The 16033-nt window shown below is 71.3% G+C and carries 10 protein-coding genes; 3 read left to right on the top strand and 7 right to left on the bottom strand.

Features of this window, described 5'->3' with window-relative positions; translation table 11 throughout:
* Positions 1–55: 55 nt before the first annotated feature.
* The 3 genes from SGLAU_RS13435 to SGLAU_RS13445 form a co-directional block, all read right to left on the bottom strand.
* Entirely contained in the window at positions 56–4993 is a 4938-nt protein-coding gene (locus SGLAU_RS13435) for an NAD-glutamate dehydrogenase (protein ID WP_043501352.1), read from the bottom strand.
* A 726-nt stretch (positions 4994–5719) separates the two neighbouring features.
* Complete coding sequence (locus tag SGLAU_RS13440) at positions 5720–6415, bottom strand: HAD family hydrolase (RefSeq protein ID WP_043501353.1); 696 nt, start codon at positions 6413–6415, stop codon at positions 5720–5722.
* Positions 6416–6469: 54 nt separating this feature from the next.
* Positions 6470–6985 (bottom strand): DUF6912 family protein, encoded by a 516-nt coding sequence (locus SGLAU_RS13445; RefSeq protein WP_043501354.1) that lies wholly within the window; start codon positions 6983–6985, stop codon positions 6470–6472.
* A gap of 306 nt (positions 6986–7291) precedes the next feature.
* Here SGLAU_RS13445 and SGLAU_RS13450 point away from each other — a divergent pair, with 306 nt between their 5' ends.
* On the top strand, positions 7292–7900 hold the full coding sequence (locus SGLAU_RS13450; RefSeq protein ID WP_043501356.1) for an Rv3235 family protein: 609 nt from the start codon (positions 7292–7294) through the stop codon (positions 7898–7900).
* Positions 7901–7992: 92 nt separating this feature from the next.
* Here SGLAU_RS13450 and secA read toward each other — a convergent pair whose 3' ends face one another.
* Entirely contained in the window at positions 7993–10803 is a 2811-nt protein-coding gene (gene secA / locus SGLAU_RS13455; protein WP_043501357.1) for a preprotein translocase subunit SecA, read from the bottom strand.
* A gap of 269 nt (positions 10804–11072) precedes the next feature.
* Here secA and SGLAU_RS13460 point away from each other — a divergent pair, with 269 nt between their 5' ends.
* Positions 11073–11642 carry a GNAT family N-acetyltransferase gene (locus tag SGLAU_RS13460; RefSeq protein ID WP_043501359.1) on the top strand — a complete coding sequence of 190 codons (570 nt, stop codon included), beginning with the start codon at positions 11073–11075 and terminating at the stop codon, positions 11640–11642.
* Between the two features lie 139 nt (positions 11643–11781).
* Entirely contained in the window at positions 11782–12954 is a 1173-nt protein-coding gene (locus SGLAU_RS13465; RefSeq protein WP_043501362.1) for a winged helix-turn-helix domain-containing protein, read from the top strand.
* 73 nt (positions 12955–13027) lie between these two features.
* Here SGLAU_RS13465 and SGLAU_RS13470 read toward each other — a convergent pair whose 3' ends face one another.
* The 3 genes from SGLAU_RS13470 to SGLAU_RS13480 all read right to left on the bottom strand — a co-directional run bounded on the left by SGLAU_RS13470 (position 13028) and on the right by SGLAU_RS13480 (position 15957).
* Positions 13028–13774, bottom strand: a complete 747-nt coding sequence (locus SGLAU_RS13470) for a response regulator (RefSeq protein WP_043501364.1) — start codon at positions 13772–13774, stop codon at positions 13028–13030.
* Positions 13775–13993: 219 nt separating this feature from the next.
* Entirely contained in the window at positions 13994–14686 is a 693-nt protein-coding gene (gene hpf / locus SGLAU_RS13475) for a ribosome hibernation-promoting factor, HPF/YfiA family (protein ID WP_043501365.1), read from the bottom strand.
* A 314-nt stretch (positions 14687–15000) separates the two neighbouring features.
* Complete coding sequence (locus tag SGLAU_RS13480; RefSeq protein ID WP_043506597.1) at positions 15001–15957, bottom strand: ComF family protein; 957 nt, start codon at positions 15955–15957, stop codon at positions 15001–15003.
* Positions 15958–16033 lie beyond the last annotated feature (76 nt).

Raw genomic sequence — 16033 nt, forward strand, 5'->3', positions numbered from 1 at the left:
CGCGACGGGAAGCGCCCCGGACCGTCCGGCCCGGGGCGCTCCCCGTCTCATCCGCCTACGAGTGGGACCGCAGCAGCGTGCGCATCGTCCGCATGGCCACCGACAGGTTGGCCAGGTCGAACGTCTCCGAGCTCTGGATCTCCTCCAGGGTCGAGCGGGCACGTCCGAGGATCGCCGCGTTCTTCTCCCGCCAGCCCTTGAACCGCTGCTCCGGCGTGGAGCTGCCGTCGCCCACCGCCAGCACGTCCGCAGTGAGGGCGGCGTGCGCGGCGAACAGGTCCTCGCGGATCGCCGCGCGGGCCATGGACTGCCAGCGGTCGGCGCGGGGCAGCTCGATGATCCGGTCCATCAGCTGGGTGATGCCGAGGCGGTCGGCGAGGTCGTAGTAGACCTCGGCGACGTCCAGCGGCTCCTTGCCCATGCGGTCGGCCACCGAGACGATGTCCAGCGTCGGGAACGCGGACGAGAACCCGGCCACCCGCGTGGCCAGCTCGTCCGGTACCCCGGCGCCGGTCAGCTCGTCGTAGATCTTCTGCCACCACTCCAGGTCCGCGCCGCGCACCAGCTTCGGCAGCTCGGCCCAGACCTGCTCCACGCGCTCCGCGAAGAAGGAGACGGTCTCGGCGAGCTGGAGCGGCTGCGGCCGGTTGTTGAGCAGCCAGCGCGTGCCGCGCTCCACCAGCCGGCGCGAGTGCAGCCGGATCCGGGTCTGCACCTCCGCCTCCACCTTGTTGTCCAGGGCCTCGACCGCGTCCCACACCGGCGCCGAGCGGAAGATCGCGCGGGCCGCCGTCTGCGCCCGGACGATCTCCTCGAGCGACGCGCCGGTCTCCTCGCGCAGCCGGTGCAGGTACGTCGTGCCACCGGTGTTGACCGTGTCGTTGACCAGCACCGTCGTGGTGATCTCACGGCGCAGCGGGTGGCTGTCGATGCGCTCGCCGAACTGCTCGCGCAGCGGCGCCGGGAAGTACGCGTACAGCAGACCGCGCAGGTAGCCGTCGTCCGGCAGCGAGGTGTGCAGCAGCTCCTCGGCCACCGTGATCTTCGTGTACGCCAGCAGCACGGCCGTCTCCGGGCCGGTCAGGCCCTGGCCCTGGGCGAGCCGCTCGCGGATCTGGCGGTCGGTGGGCAGGAACTCCAGCGCCCGGTCGAGGTGGCCCTCGCGCACCAGGTGCTTCATGAAGCGCTGCTGGGCGTGGAGCATGTCCTTGGACTGGGCGAGCGCGTTGCCGATCGCGGTGTTCTGCGCGTAGTTGTTGCGCAGCACCAGCTTGCCGACCTCGTCGGTCATGTCGGCGAGCAGCCGGTTGCGCTGCTTGACGGTCATGTCGCCGTCCGCGACCAGGCCGTTGAGCAGGATCTTGATGTTCACCTCGTGGTCGGAGGTGTCCACGCCCGCGCTGTTGTCGATGGCGTCGGTGTTGATCCGGCCGCCGTGCAGCGCGAACTCGATCCGGCCGAGCTGGGTCAGGCCCAGGTTGCCGCCCTCGCCGACCACCTTGACCCGCAGGTCCCTGCCGTCGACGCGGATGGCGTCGTTGGCCTTGTCGCCGACGTCGGCGTGGGACTCGGTGGAGGCCTTGACGTAGGTGCCGATGCCGCCGTTCCACAGCAGGTCGACCGGCGCCTGGAGGATCGCCTTCATCAGCTCGGCCGGGGTCAGCTTGGTGACCTTGCCCTCGATGCCGAGGGCCTCGCGGATGTGCGCGTTGACCGGGATCGCCTTGGCGGTGCGCGGGAAGACGCCGCCGCCCGCGGAGATCAGCTCGGTGTCGTAGTCGGCCCAGCTGGAGCGGGGCAGCTCGAACAGGCGGCGGCGCTCGGCGTAGGAGACGGCCGCGTCCGGGTTCGGGTCGACGAAGATGTGGCGGTGGTCGAAGGCGGCGACCAGGCGGATGTGCTCGCTGAGCAGCATGCCGTTGCCGAACACGTCACCGGACATGTCGCCGATGCCGACGACCGTGAAGTCCTCGCTCTGCGTGTCCGTGCCCATCTCGCGGAAGTGCCGCTTGACGGATTCCCAGGCACCGCGCGCGGTGATGCCCATGCCCTTGTGGTCGTAACCGGCCGAGCCGCCGGAGGCGAAGGCGTCGCCGAGCCAGAAGCTGTACTTCTCGGCGACCTCGTTGGCGATGTCCGAGAAGGTCGCGGTGCCCTTGTCGGCGGCGACGACCAGGTAGGTGTCGTCCTCGTCGTGCCGGACGACGTCCGCCGGGGGCACGACCTCGCCGGCCACCATGTTGTCGGTGATGTCGAGCAGCGCCGAGATGAACGTCCTGTAGCTGGCGATGCCCTCCGCCATCCAGGCGTCGCGGTCGACGGCCGGGTCCGGCAGCTGCTTGGCGACGAAGCCGCCCTTGGCGCCGACCGGCACGATGACGGTGTTCTTCACCATCTGCGCCTTGACCAGGCCGAGGATCTCGGTGCGGAAGTCCTCCCGCCGGTCCGACCAGCGCAGGCCGCCCCGCGCGACCTTGCCGAAGCGCAGGTGCACGCCCTCGACGCGCGGCGAGTACACCCAGATCTCGAACGCCGGGCGCGGCGCCGGCAGGTCCGGGATGGCCTGCGGGTCGAACTTCATCGACACGTAGTCGTGCGGGCGGCCGTCCGCGCCCTTCTGGAAGAAGTTGGTCCGCAGGGTCGCCTTGATGACGGTGAGGAAGGACCGCAGGATGCGGTCCTCGTCCAGGCTCGCCACCTGGTCGAGCGCCGCGTCCAGCTCCTCCAGCAGGGCGTCGACGATCTCGTGGCCGGCGCGCTGCCGCTCCGGCGACATCCGCGCCTCGAACAGGGAGACCAGCAGCCGGGTGGTGTGGACGTTGTCGCGGAGGGTGTCCTCCATGTAGTCCTGGCTGAAGGTCGAGCCCGCCTGGCGCAGGTACTTCGCGTACGCCCGCAGCACCATGGCCTGCCGCCAGGTCAGTCCGGCGGTCAGCACCAGCGCGTTGAAGCCGTCGTTCTCGGCCTGGCCGGTCCAGGTGGCGGCGAAGGCGTCCTGGAAGCGCTCACGGGCGTCGTCGCTGGTGTACGCGCCGTCCGTGGCTCCGTTCTGCGCCTTGGGCATCCGCAGCCCGAAGTCGTAGATCCAGGCGACCCTGCGGTCGGCGCAGCGCAGCTCGTACGGCCGCTCGTCCATCACCTCGACGCCGAGCCGGTTGAGCACCGGCAGCACCTTGGACAGCGAGACCGCCTCACCCGTGCGGTAGATCTTGAAGCGGCGCTCGTCCGGGCCGGCGCCCACCGGCTCGTACAGGCTGAGCGCGAAGCCCTGGTCCGCCTCCAGCCGCTCCAGGTGGACGAGGTCGGCGACCGCGCTGCGCGGGGAGTGGTCGGCCTTGTAGCCCTCGGGGAAGGCGCCCGCGTAGCGGCGCGTCAGCTCCGCCGCGCGCTCCTCGCCGAACTCGGCGTTCAGCGCCTCCGCGAAGCCGTCGGCCCAGGAGCGGGCGGCCGCCACCAGGCGCGCCTCGATGCGCTCCTTGTCGGCGTCGGACAGCTCAGGCAGCTCGGTGCCCTGCGGCACGCGGACCACGAAGTGCAGCCGGGACAGGATCGACTCGGTGTTCCAGGCGGTGAAGTCGACGCTGATGCCGCCCAGTTCCTCCTTGAGGATGTCGATGATCCGCAGCCGCACGCCGGTGGTGTAGCGGTCGCGCGGGAGGTACACCAGCGCCGAGTAGTAGCGGCCGTACTCGTCCTGGCGCAGGTAGAGCCGCAGCCGGCGGCGTTCTTGCAGGTAGAGCACGGAGGTGACGATGGAGCGCAGCTCGTCGACGGGCGTCTGGAACAGCTCGTCGCGCGGGTAGGTCTCCAGGATCTGCAGCAGGTCGCGCCCGTCGTGGCTGTGGGGCGAGAACCCGGCGCCCTCCAGCACCGCGTCGACCTTGCGCCGGATCACCGGCACCCGGCGCACCGACTCGGTGTACGCGGCGGAGGAGAACAGGCCCAGGAAGCGCCGCTCACCGATCACGTTGCCGTCCGCGTCGAACTTCTTGACGCCGATGTAGTCCAGGTACGACGGCCGGTGCACGGTCGCGCGGCTGTTGGCCTTGGTCAGCACCAGCAGATTGTGCTCGCGCGCCTTGGCGCGGGCGTCGGCGGGCAGCCGCTCGAAGGACGGGCTGACCGGGTGCTGGTCCTCGCCCGCGTGGTGCGGGTCGGAGCGCAGTATGCCGAGGCCGGTGCCGGGGACGGCGGCCAGGGCGTCGTCGTCGCGCAGCAGGTACTCGCGGTAGCCGAGGAAGGTGAAGTGGTCGTCGGCCAGCCAGCGCAGCAGCTCGCGCGCCTCCTCGACGTCCTGCGCGGGCAGGTCGGCGGGGGCCGGCTCCTGGGACAGGCCGTCGGCGAGACGCACCGCCGCCTCGCGCATCTTGCCCCAGTCCTCGACGGCCTCGCGCACGTCGGACAGCACGCGCAGCAGGTCGGCGGTGATCTGCTTCAGGTCCGCGCGGTCGGTCTCCCGGTCGATCTCGACGTGGATCCAGGACTCGATGTGCGCGTCGTGCGGCAGCTCGCCGGCGGGGCGGGTGGTCAGCACCTCGATCAGCTTGCCGGTGACATCCCGGCGCACGGTGACCTGCGGGTGGATGACGACGTGGATGCCGCGCCCCTGCCGGGTCAGCTCGTTGGTGACCGAGTCGACGAGGAACGGCATGTCGTCGGTGACGACCTCGACCACGGAGTGGCTGCAGGTCCAGCCGTTCTCCTCGACGGTCGGCGTGTGGACGCGCACGTTGGCCGTGCCCTGGGGGCGGTTCTCGGCCAGTCGGTAGTGGGAGTAGGCGGCTCCGAAGACGTCGACCGGGTCGCGGTCGGCGAGGTCCTCCGGGGCGGTGTGCAGGTAGTAGCGCTGGAGGAACGCGAGCACGGCCTCCCGGTCGGGGGTGCCGTGTTCCGTCGTCCCAGTCGGTAGGTGCCCCCCGACCGGGCTGTTCTCAGCTACCCGGGCGGCCCTGTCGAGCAGCTCGGCCTTGGCTTCGTCCAGCTTGGTCTGCATTGTCCTCTGGCTCCTGTCGCGCGCCGTTGCGTGACGTAGAAGGAAGTACGGTCTCTGCCCTTCCGGCGTGACGTCGGGACACGGGGTTTCCGGTCTGGTCCGACGCTATGCCGCAAGAGGAGATGAGCGGGTGGTTATCAGCCAGTTCCGGGGCGTACGACGGAGCCGGAACCGCGCGCCGCGGCCGTTCCGTCCCGCACCGGCCCGGCGCCCTGAAGGGGGCCTCGGATTCCCCGGCCCGCCCGAGAAGACCAGCGACCGCCGCCCGGTCACGGATGTCATCCGTGCGTCCCGGGCGCAGGGCAGGGGCAACGCCGCCCCCGCGAACTATCGCGCTGATCACGCCACCAAGGCTATCGCTCCTCACCGGGGCCCCGTCATGAGCCGTATGTGTACAAAACCGGGAGCGGAACTTTGACAGTCTGCACAGTCCGCCCCACCTGGCTGCGAGCACCCGCCCCCCGCCCGACCCCGCGACGACCCGGGCCCCCTCGCCCATCGCCCCCGGCGGCCTGGGACCTCCGGCCCCTCCGCCCCCGGACGGTTTCAGGTCTCTCCTTCCGCCCCCGGACGACCTGAGACCCCTGCCTCTCCGGCCACGGACGGCCTGGAGTGCCCGGCCTCTCCCGCCCCTCGGACGGCTGAGCCCCCTGTCCCCTCCGCCCCCGGGCTGCCCGGCGAATCCCAGGCACGCCCCACCCCCGTCCAGCTCGCCCGCCGGAGGCGCTACGCGGCCATCACCAGCCGCTCCGCCTCGGCCACCGCCTCCGCGAGCGTGTCCACCACCGGCACTCCGGCGGCCTCCAGACTCCCCCGGCTGTGCGAGCCGCCGGTGTACAGCACCGCCCGGGCCCCCACGTGCCGCGCGGCGACCGCGTCGTCCGCGGCGTCCCCGATGACCACCGTGCGCGCGGTATCCACCCCGGTCCCGGCGGCCCCGCCCGCCCCGGCCAGCGCGGCGAGATGCCGCACCATGTGCTCGGCCTTGCTCCCCCCGGAGGGCCCGGTGCGCCCGTCGACCCGTATGAAGTGGCTCTCGATCCCGAACCCCCGCACGAGCGGCACGAGCTCCTCGTGCCCGTACATGCTGAGGATCGACTGGCTGCGCCCCGCGGACCGCCAGCCCGTCAGCAGCTCCACCGCCCCCTCGGTGAGCCCGCACCGCACCCGGTGCTCGGCGTAGTGCCGGTGGAAGGTCCCGTCCATGACCTCCCACTCGGCGTCCGAGGGCAGCCGCCCGAGCAGCCGCTCGTAGAACTTCGGCACCGGCACGCAGTACATCGCCCGGTACTGCTCCAGCGTGATCGGCTCGAGTCCCAGCTCGGCGAACGCCGCGTTCGTCGCCCCGATGATGGCGTCGTTGTCGTGGAACAGCGTGCCGTTCCAGTCCCACACGATGTGCGCCGCTTCCGACTTCCCCATGCCCGAAACCGTACCCGCCGCCACCGACAATCAGCAGACGGCCGGGTCAGCGGCTCAGCCCCCGAGTCCCACCAGGTTCGGGATCTCCTGCGTGGCGTACCACAGCAGTTCGTGGTCCTCGGCGCCGTCGACCACGAACTGCGCGTCGTCGTCCCCGCCGTCCGCCGCCTCCAGCGCCCGCGCCGCCGCGGCCACGTCCGCCTCCGCGTCCCCGGCGTCCACGTGCACGGCGGCGGCCTTCGCCAGCGCGACCGGCCCGGCCACCCGCACCTCGCCGAGCGCCGCCGGGTCGAGCCCCCGGTCGGGGTCGGAGGCCGCCGCGCCGTCGGGTACGTCGAGGGCGACGACGACGCGCCGGCGCGGCGCCCGCGCGTCCGCCGCGAGCAGCCGCAGGGAGGCCAGCGCGGCCCGGCTCAGCGCCGCGTACTCCAGTTCCTCGATGTCGTCGGAGAGGTACCACTCGCGCAACGCGGGTGTGACGGCGTAGGCGACGAGCGGCCCCGTCCCGAGCCGGCCCGTCCGGTGCGCCTCGGCGAGACCGGGGAGGGTCAAGGGGACGTAGACGCGCATGGCTGGCCGCTTCTTTCGTGGTCGGAGGGCCCCGCAAGGCTTCGGAGAGCCTTCAGGATACGTGCGGGCGTCCCCTTTCGGGCCCCCGGCCGCTCCCCGCACGCCGTCCACCCGACGCCCGGGAATTCACCCGGCGCACCTCGCCGGCCTGGGCTTACGCACCGGTGAACCACCCGGATAAGTGAACCGTCCGGCCCCCCGGCGCGGTCCCGGGACCTGTTTGCCGCCCCACCCGCGCCCCCCGTACAAGATCACCACCAGGAAGTTACTGCCCGGTATCTCCCGGGCCGAACGAACGGGGATCCCATGAACAAGGTCATGACCAGGGCCCAGCACCACCCCGCCCCCGCCCAGCCCGGCACCCGCCCGCCGACCCGCCGGGACACGCGCCGCGACACCCGCCGACCGGGCGGCGTCCCGCCCCGCGCCCGGCGCACCCCGGCCCCGCAGCCGGCGGCCACCCCCACGCCCACGGCCGCCACCCCCACGCCCGCGACCACCGCTCCCACGCCTCCGGCGCCCGCCCCGCGTACCGCCTCCCCCGCTCCCCTCGCCCCACGCCGCCCCGTCCCCCAGCCCCGCCCCACGGACCTCTTCGCCGACCGCCTCCTGCTGGTCCTCAGCGGCAGGCGCCCGGTCCACTCCATGCTCCGGCACACCGCGGGACGCGCCTACGACGACCTCGCCCACCTCGCCGAGACCGGCCCCCTGCGCTCCCCGGGCGTGCGCCCGGTGGTACGCGACGTCGGCTACTACGTCCCCCGCCCGGGCGCCTTCGAGGCGTTCGCCCGCATCGGCACCGGCGACCGGCTGCGCGCCATGGCCTTCCGCCTGGAACTGGGCCGGGACCACCGCTGGCGCTGCACCGCGGTGGAACTGGACGGCCCCCGGCGCCCCCGCTCGGACGACGACTGACCGACGGACACGCCGAAGGGCCGGGCATCCATGATCGAACGGATGCTCCCGGCCCTTCGGGCACTACCGCGGCGCCGCTGCGGCGCCGTCACTCACTTCTTGCGGCGCCGCCCGCCCTTGGCCTGCTTGCGCCGCTCCGCGCGGGTGAGGCCGTCGGCGGAGGAGCGCACCGGCTCGTCCTCCGCGAAGTCGCCCTCGATCGTGCCGCCCTCGCCGTCCACGGTGGGCGCGGTGAAGTGCAGGTTCCGCCGCTGCGGGGCCTCCAAGCCCTTGGCGCGGATCTCCGGGCGCGAGGCGCTCGCCTGCGCCGGCACGGAGTCCTGCTTGGCCGGCTCCGGCTCGGCGTCCTCGACCGGGACCTCCTCGACCTGCTGCTCGACCTGGACCTCCAGGTTGAACAGGTAGCCGACGGACTCCTCCTTGATGCCGTCCATCATGGCCTGGAACATGTCGAAGCCCTCGCGCTGGTACTCGACCAGCGGGTCCTTCTGCGCCATCGCGCGCAGGCCGATGCCCTCCTGGAGGTAGTCCATCTCGTAGAGGTGCTCGCGCCACTTGCGGTCCAGGACCGACAGCACGACCCGGCGCTCCAGCTCACGCATGATCTCGGAGCCGAGCTGTGCCTCCCGCGCCTCGTACTGCTCGTGGATGTCGTCCTTGATCGACTCGGCGATGAACTCGGCGGTCAGACCCGCGCGGTCGCCGGCCGCCTCCTCCAGCTCCTCGATGGTGACCTTCACCGGGTAGAGCTGCTTGAAGGCGCCCCACAGCCGGTCCAGGTCCCACTCCTCGGCGAAGCCCTCGGCGGTCTCCGCGGCGATGTAGGCGTCGATCGTGTCGTCCATGAAGTGCCGGATCTGCTCGTGCAGATCCTCGCCCTCCAGGACGCGGCGCCGCTCGCCGTAGATGACCTCACGCTGGCGGTTGAGGACCTCGTCGTACTTCAGGACGTTCTTGCGCGTCTCGAAGTTCTGCTGCTCGACCTGCGACTGGGCGGACGCGATCGCGCGCGTGACCATCTTGTTCTCGATCGGCACGTCGTCGGGCACGTTCGCCATGGACATCACTCGCTCGACCATCTGGGCCTTGAACAGCCGCATCAGGTCGTCGCCGAGCGAGAGGTAGAAGCGCGACTCGCCGGGGTCGCCCTGACGGCCGGAGCGGCCGCGCAGCTGGTTGTCGATACGGCGCGACTCGTGCCGCTCGGTGCCGAGCACGTACAGGCCGCCGAGCCGCTCGACCTCCTCCTTCTCGGCCTTCACGGCCTCCTCGGCCCGCTTGAGCGCCTCGGGCAGCGCCGCGGCCCACTCCTCGATGTGCTCCTCGGGGTCGAGGCCGCGCTGGCGCAGCTCCGCCTCGGCGAGGTCCTCGGGGTTGCCGCCCAGCTTGATGTCCGTACCGCGGCCGGCCATGTTCGTGGCGACGGTGACGGCGCCCTTGCGGCCGGCCTGGGCGACGATCGACGCCTCACGGTCGTGCTGCTTGGCGTTCAGCACCTCGTGCTGGATGCCGCGCTTGCTCAGCTGCTGCGACAGGTACTCGGACTTCTCGACGGACGTCGTGCCGACGAGGATCGGCTGGCCCTTGCGGTGCTTCTCCTCGATGTCGTCGACGACCGCGGCGAACTTCGCGACCTCGGTGCGGTAGATCAGGTCCGACTGGTCCTTGCGCACCATCGGCCGGTTGGTCGGGATCGGGACCACGCCGAGCTTGTAGATCTGGTGGAACTCGGCGGCCTCGGTCATCGCCGTACCGGTCATGCCGGAGAGCTTGTTGTAGAGGCGGAAGAAGTTCTGGAGGGTGATCGTGGCGAGGGTCTGGTTCTCGTCCTTGATCGGCACCCCTTCCTTCGCCTCGATCGCCTGGTGCATGCCCTCGTTGTAGCGGCGGCCGGCGAGGATACGGCCGGTGTGCTCGTCGACGATCATGACTTCGCCGTCGATGACGACGTAGTCCTTGTCCTTCTTGAAGAGTTCCTTGGCCTTGATGGCGTTGTTCAGGTAACCGACGAGCGGCGTGTTCACCGACTCGTACAGGTTGTCGATGCCCAGCCAGTCCTCGACCTTGGCGACGCCGGACTCGTGGATGGCGACCGTGCGCTTCTTCTCGTCGACGTCGTAGTCGCCGGTCTCCTCGATGCCCTTGAGCGGCTGGCCGGCCTCACCGCGCTTGAGGCGCTGCACCAGCTTGGCGAAGTCGCCGTACCACTTGGTGGCCTGGTCGGCCGGGCCGGAGATGATCAGCGGCGTACGGGCCTCGTCGATGAGGATCGAGTCGACCTCGTCGACGATGGCGAAGTTGTGGCCGCGCTGGACCAGTTCCTCCTTCGACCACGCCATGTTGTCGCGCAGGTAGTCGAAGCCGAACTCGTTGTTGGTGCCGTACGTGATGTCGCACGCGTACTGCTCGCGGCGCTGGGCCGGCGTCATGTTGGCGAGGATGCAGCCGACGGACAGACCGAGGAACTTGTGGACGCGGCCCATCATCTCGGAGTCGCGCTCGGCCAGATAGTCGTTGACCGTGATCAGGTGGACACCCTCACCGGACAGCGCGTTCAGGTAGGCGGGCAGCGTGCCGACCAGGGTCTTGCCCTCACCGGTCTTCATCTCGGCCACGTAGCCGAGGTGCAGTGCGGCGCCACCCATCAACTGGACGTCGTAGTGCCGCTGCCCGAGGACGCGCTTCGCGGCCTCGCGCACGGTGGCGAAAGCCTCGGGGAGGAGGTCGTCGAGACTCTCACCATCGGCGTACCGCTGCTTGTACTCATCGGTGAGGGCCCGCAGCTCGGCGTCGGAGAGGTCGACGAAGTCCTCTTCGATGGAGTTGACCTGGTCCGCGATGCGGTGCAGCTTGCGCAGGATCTTGCCTTCGCCTGCACGCATGAGCTTCGAGAGGACGGACACGGGGGTTGGTCTCCTTGCCGGTCGGGCCTGGGACGGTCGGTTTCCTTCTGACGTACTGAGCAACGGCCATCGTATGCGAGGACCCGGCCGCGCCGGGAGGCCCGCACTGACGCGCGCTGCGACGCCTGCACAGGGGACAACGGCCGGGAGTCGCGGATGGTGCCGCAGCCCCCACCGAATGCCACGAATCGTGACCGCCCCCTCACCCGCGGGTACGCCCGGGGCCGAATGCCCTGGCCTCCCACCCCCGCCCCCAGCACAATCACCCGATGGACCCCGTCACGATCCCCACCACCCGCCTCCTCCTGCGCACGGTCCGCCCGGACGACACCGACGCCGTGTACGCGGCCTGCCAGGACCCCGACATCCAGCGCTGGACGGCCATCCCCTCCCCCTACCTCCCCGAACACGCGGAGACCTTCGTCGGGCAGCAGGTCCCCGACGGCTGGGCCGCCTCCTCGACGTTCACCTTCGGCGCCTTCCTCCCCGACGGGGACCTCGCCGGCATGCTCGGCATCACCATGCGCTCGCTGGGCACCGCCGAACTGGGCTTCTGGGCGACCAAGCGCCACCGCGGCAACGGCTACATCACCGAGGCCACCCTTGCCCTCTCCCACTGGGCCTTCACCCGCATCCCCGTCGACCGCCTCGAATGGCGCGCGGAGGTGGGCAACACCGCCTCCCGCGCGGTGGCCGAACGCGCCGGCTTCACCATCGAGGGCACCCTCCGCGCGGCCCTCAGCAACAACGGCACCCGCCGCGACTGCTGGCTGGCCTCCCTCCTCCCCTCGGACCTGTCCCTGCCCTCCACGGCCCCCTACCTCCCGTCCCGCCCCTGACCGCACCCGCCGAGAACCCGCGGACACCGCGCGGACAGTCCCAGCGCCCGCCCGCCCCGACGCCCCCGCCCCACACCCGCGTCCCATCGCTCCCCACGCCCCGCCCGGCTGTCAGTCCCACCCCCTATCGTTCGACGGCATGACGACTCCGCGCCCCGCGACCACCCTCTCCGCGGACGAAGCCCGCCGTATCGCCCTCCGCGCCCAGGGCCTCCTCGGCACTCCCGACCGCCGCGCCGGCGTCCGCGGCATACTCCGCCACCTCGGCGCGGTCCAGCTCGACACCATCTCGGTCCTGGCCCGCTCCCACGAGCTGGTCCCGTACGCCCGGCTCGGCCCCGTGGGCCGCACCACGGTGGAGGACGCCTACTGGAAGGACACCCACGCCTTCGAGTACTGGTCCCACGCCGCCTGCATCCTCCCCGTCGAGGAGTGGCCCCACTTCGCGTTCCGCCGCCGCGCCTACCGCAACCGCCCGCAGTGGGGTCACGACCTCCCGGACGGCACGTACGACCAGGTGATCAAGCAGCTCCGTGAGGAAGGCCCGCTGACGGCGACCGAGTTGGGCGGCGCGAAGAAGACCAGCGAGTGGTGGGACTGGTCCGGCACGAAGGTCGCCGTCGAACGCGCCCTGATGTACGGCGAGGTCGTCTGCGTGGAGCGCCGCGGCTGGAAGCGCGTCTACGACCTCGCGGAACGCGCCATCCCGTCCGGTCTCCTCCACGACGACCTGGACGACCGGGAATGCCTCCGCCGCCTGGTCCGCCTGGCCGGCGAGGCACTCGGTGTGGGCACGCGCGCGGACATCGCCGACTACCACCGCCTGAGGGGCGATCAGGTGGACGCGGTGATCGCCGATTCCGGACTGGTGCCGGTCACCGTGGCGGGCTGGGGGAAGCCGGCCTGGGCGGATCCCGCGGCCCTGGAGACGCCCCCGCGCGGCCGCCACCGTACGACGCTGCTCTCCCCCTTCGACTCGTTGATCTGGGAGCGCGCGCGGACGGAGCGGATCTTCGGTTTCACCCACCGTCTGGAGGCCTACGTCCCGAAACAGAAGCGGGTCCACGGCTACTTCGCGATGCCGGTCCTGGCCGGCGGCCGGCTGGTCGGCCGGGTCGATCCGGCCCGCGAGGGCAGCACCCTGGTCGCCAAGCAGGTCTCCCTGGCCGGCCCGAAGGCGGTCCCGTCCGTGGCCCAGGCCCTGCTGGAGGCGGCGAGCTGGGTGAACTGCACGAACGTCCGCGTGGAGCGTGTGGACGCCCCGGACCTGCGCGCCCCCCTCATCGCGGAACTGACGCGGGCCCTGAGCTGAGCCGAGCGGAGCTGTCCTGACCTGACCCGGCCTGACGCGATCAGATCCGTCCCACCCGGCCGGGGGGGCTGCCTCACCGAATCTCGAGGATCTTCTCCCGCATCGCGTACACCACCGCCTCCATCCTGGAGTGCAGCTGCAGCTTCTCCAGGATGTTGCGCACGTGGTTCTTCACGGTGTTCTCGGAGATGAACAGCTCCTTGGCGATGTCCCGGTTGTTCATCCCGGTGGCCACGAGCTTGAGCACTTCCAGTTCCCGGTCGGTGAGCCGCGGCGCGGGCACCAGCCGGCGCTCGTCGGTCCGCTGGATCATCGACTTGAACTCGGTGAGCAGTTTCGACGCCATCGAGGGGCTGATCTGGGACTGCCCGTCGGCGACCGCGCGGATGGCGGTGGCCACCTCGTCCGTGGAGATCTCCTTGAGCAGGTATCCGGTCGCGCCCGCCTTGATCGCGTCGTAGAGATCGGCCTCCTCGTCGCTGATCGTCAGCATGATGATCTTGGCGCTGGGCGCGACCTCCTTGATGGAGGTGCACGCCTCGATCCCGCCCCGCTTCGGCATCCGTACGTCCATCAGGACGATGTCGGGCAGCAGGTCCGCGGCTTTCTCCACCGCCTCGGCGCCGTCCCCGGCCTCTCCGACGACCTGGATGTCCTCCTCGGCGGCGAGCACGATCTCCAGGCCTCGCCGGAAGAGGGCGTGGTCGTCCACGACCAGGACGCGGATCGGCTCCTGGCGTGAAGAGCCCATGTCCGGGTCCATGCCGTGCGGGCCGCCACCGGCCCCCTGGGCATGCATCGGTCCGAAGCTGTCCGCCATCGTTCCTCCCCCTGAAGGCTTAGGCCTGTGGTCCTGTGCCATCGCCAACCCAAGGCAACAACCCACCGGTTGGGCCGTTGCGGCCATGATTTCATGCCGGGACGACACCGCGGTGACGATGCGGTGGGCGAAGTGGTCGCACACCGGCGGCACACCGGTGCCCCTGGGGGCGCACACGCGCTCCAGGGGCACCGGTTCAGCTGTCACCCGGGATGGTGGTCAGCCGCCCAGCGATCCGCCCGCCTCGGGCGAGGGCGGCTCGGTGATCATCGTGTCCGTCCGGAGATGGATCACGCCGTAGTCGTAGGCGTGCCGCCGGTAGACGACACTGGGTTCCTTCGTCTCGGAGTCGACGAAGAGGTAGAAGTCGTGCCCGACCAGCTCCATCTCGTAGAGCGCCTGGTCGAGGGTCATCGGGGCGGCGACGTGGGTCTTCTCGCGGACGACGAGGGGGCCGTCGCCCTTGACCTCGAGGGAGCCGATCTTCTTGGTCGGCACGTCGTCCGGCTCGTCCGCTTCGAAGGCCTGGCCGTTGCCGTTGAGCGTGGCCGCGCCCGGAACGTGGTTGGGGACCTCGGCCGCCGTGAGCCGGCGGACGCCGCGGCGCGTGTGCCGCTTGTCGTGCTCCCGGCGCAGCCGGGCGTCCAGCTTCTCCGCGGCGAGGTCGAGTGCCGCGTACGGATCGCTGGCCGCTGCCTCCGCCCTGATCACCGGGCCGCGGGAGCGGAGCGTGATCTCCACTCGGTCGCACCGGTCGGCCTGTCGGGGGTTGGGCTCCTTGGACACCTCGACGTCGAGGCTGATCACCTTGCCATCGAGCTTCTGGATCTTCTCCAGCTTCAGCTTCTCGGCCACGTGCTTGCGGAACCGCTCGGGCACCTCGGTCTTGCGGCCCTTGACGACGATGTCCACGCAGAACTCCGTTCCCGGATCGCTCCGCTCAGCCGCGGAGCGTCTCCCTTGTGCACCAGGTCCGGGTGAACCCCGGAACCTCGGACTCGGTGACGTCCACCTCCTCCTCCCCCATGGACGAGATCTGCATCTCAGCCGACCGGGTGATTGCGGAAATCGCGCGGTGCGGCATTCCGATTCGAGAGGTGTGGCCTGCGGCTTTCCCTCACAACCGAACATATCTCGCCTGGACGGATGTCGTCACCCTCTACCGCGGCGTACCTCCGTTCAAGTGAATTGACGCTCTCACTACCTGCAACGATGCAACTTCGCAGTCAGTTCCGGTTTATTTCGAAAGAATCCGGCGTCGCAGCGATCACGGCCGCCCGGATCATGTCTCCGGTGACGTTCGGCCCCGCCATTCCAGCGCCGGTCCGCTTCCCGACCACGCTCCCTCCCTTTGCTCCAGCCGTCCGTGTTCCTGTCCTTTCCCGACTTCCTCTCCCGTACACAGGCGACACACGTTCTTCTCCGGGTTCCCCCTCCCGCGGTCCGAGTGCCACGTCTCGTGGGCACCCATGCCGGTCAGGCCCCGGCGCGCCGGCCGTCCGTGCCTCCCGCACCACCCGCGCGGCCTCCGTCAGGGACGCGCCGGTCGTCATCAGGTCGTCGACCAGGACCACCGGCCCGCCCGCCAGCAGCCCGGCCGCGCCGGGCACCGTGGTCAGGGCGCCCGCCAGGTTCCGCTGCCGCTGCCGGGAGTCGAGCCCCGACTGGTCGGCGACCGCCCGCCGCTGCCGCAGCACGGCGAGCACCCGGGCGGGCGTCCCCGTCCGCCGCAGCTCCCCGGCCGCGGCGTACGCGATCCGCCGCACCGGGTCGTGTCCCCGCGCCCGCACCGCCCCGCGCCCCGACGGAACGGGGACGAGCAGCACCGGCCCGCCGGGGTTCCGGGGGAGGCCCAGGGGCGACGAACCACCGCCACCGCCGCACCGCGCCTCCCGCAGTCCCGCCCGCACGGCCGCGGCCAAGGCCGTGCCGAGTGGCCCGGACAGGGCCAGGGCGCCGCGTTCCTTGTGGGCCAGCAGCACGGCCCGCACCTCGTCCCCGTACCGGGCCGCCGCATGGACGACCGGCAGCCCCGGCGGCTCCGGCACCGGCCGCACCCGGCACGGCTCCGCCCCGCTCAGAGTGGCCCGGCACCCCGCGCAGAGGACCGTGCGAGCCCGGCCGCAGCCCGCGCACTCGGCCGGCAGCACCAGGTCGGTGAGGTCCTGCCACCAGCCCCGCATGCGGACCACTCTGCCCAACCCCCGCTGGGACCTGCCACCCCTGTGGAAAAGCCCCTGTGGAGAACTCCCCACCCCG

Origin of the sequence: Streptomyces glaucescens (assembly GCF_000761215.1) — a bacterium.
Lineage (GTDB): Bacteria > Actinomycetota > Actinomycetes > Streptomycetales > Streptomycetaceae > Streptomyces > Streptomyces glaucescens_B.

Bases quoted from the DNA above. Each gene is read 5' to 3' on its own strand.
- SGLAU_RS13465 (WP_043501362.1), top strand. From the start codon at position 11,782: ATGACGACTCCGCGCCCCGCGACCACCCTCTCCGCGGACGAAGCCCGC.
- SGLAU_RS13470 (WP_043501364.1), bottom strand. From the start codon at position 13,774: ATGGCGGACAGCTTCGGACCGATGCATGCCCAGGGGGCCGGTGGCGGC.
- SGLAU_RS13435 (WP_043501352.1), bottom strand. From the start codon at position 4,993: ATGCAGACCAAGCTGGACGAAGCCAAGGCCGAGCTGCTCGACAGGGCC.
- SGLAU_RS13445 (WP_043501354.1), bottom strand. From the start codon at position 6,985: ATGCGCGTCTACGTCCCCTTGACCCTCCCCGGTCTCGCCGAGGCGCAC.
- SGLAU_RS13460 (WP_043501359.1), top strand. From the start codon at position 11,073: ATGGACCCCGTCACGATCCCCACCACCCGCCTCCTCCTGCGCACGGTC.
- SGLAU_RS13450 (WP_043501356.1), top strand. From the start codon at position 7,292: ATGAACAAGGTCATGACCAGGGCCCAGCACCACCCCGCCCCCGCCCAG.
- SGLAU_RS13440 (WP_043501353.1), bottom strand. From the start codon at position 6,415: ATGGGGAAGTCGGAAGCGGCGCACATCGTGTGGGACTGGAACGGCACG.
- SGLAU_RS13480 (WP_043506597.1), bottom strand. From the start codon at position 15,957: ATGCGGGGCTGGTGGCAGGACCTCACCGACCTGGTGCTGCCGGCCGAG.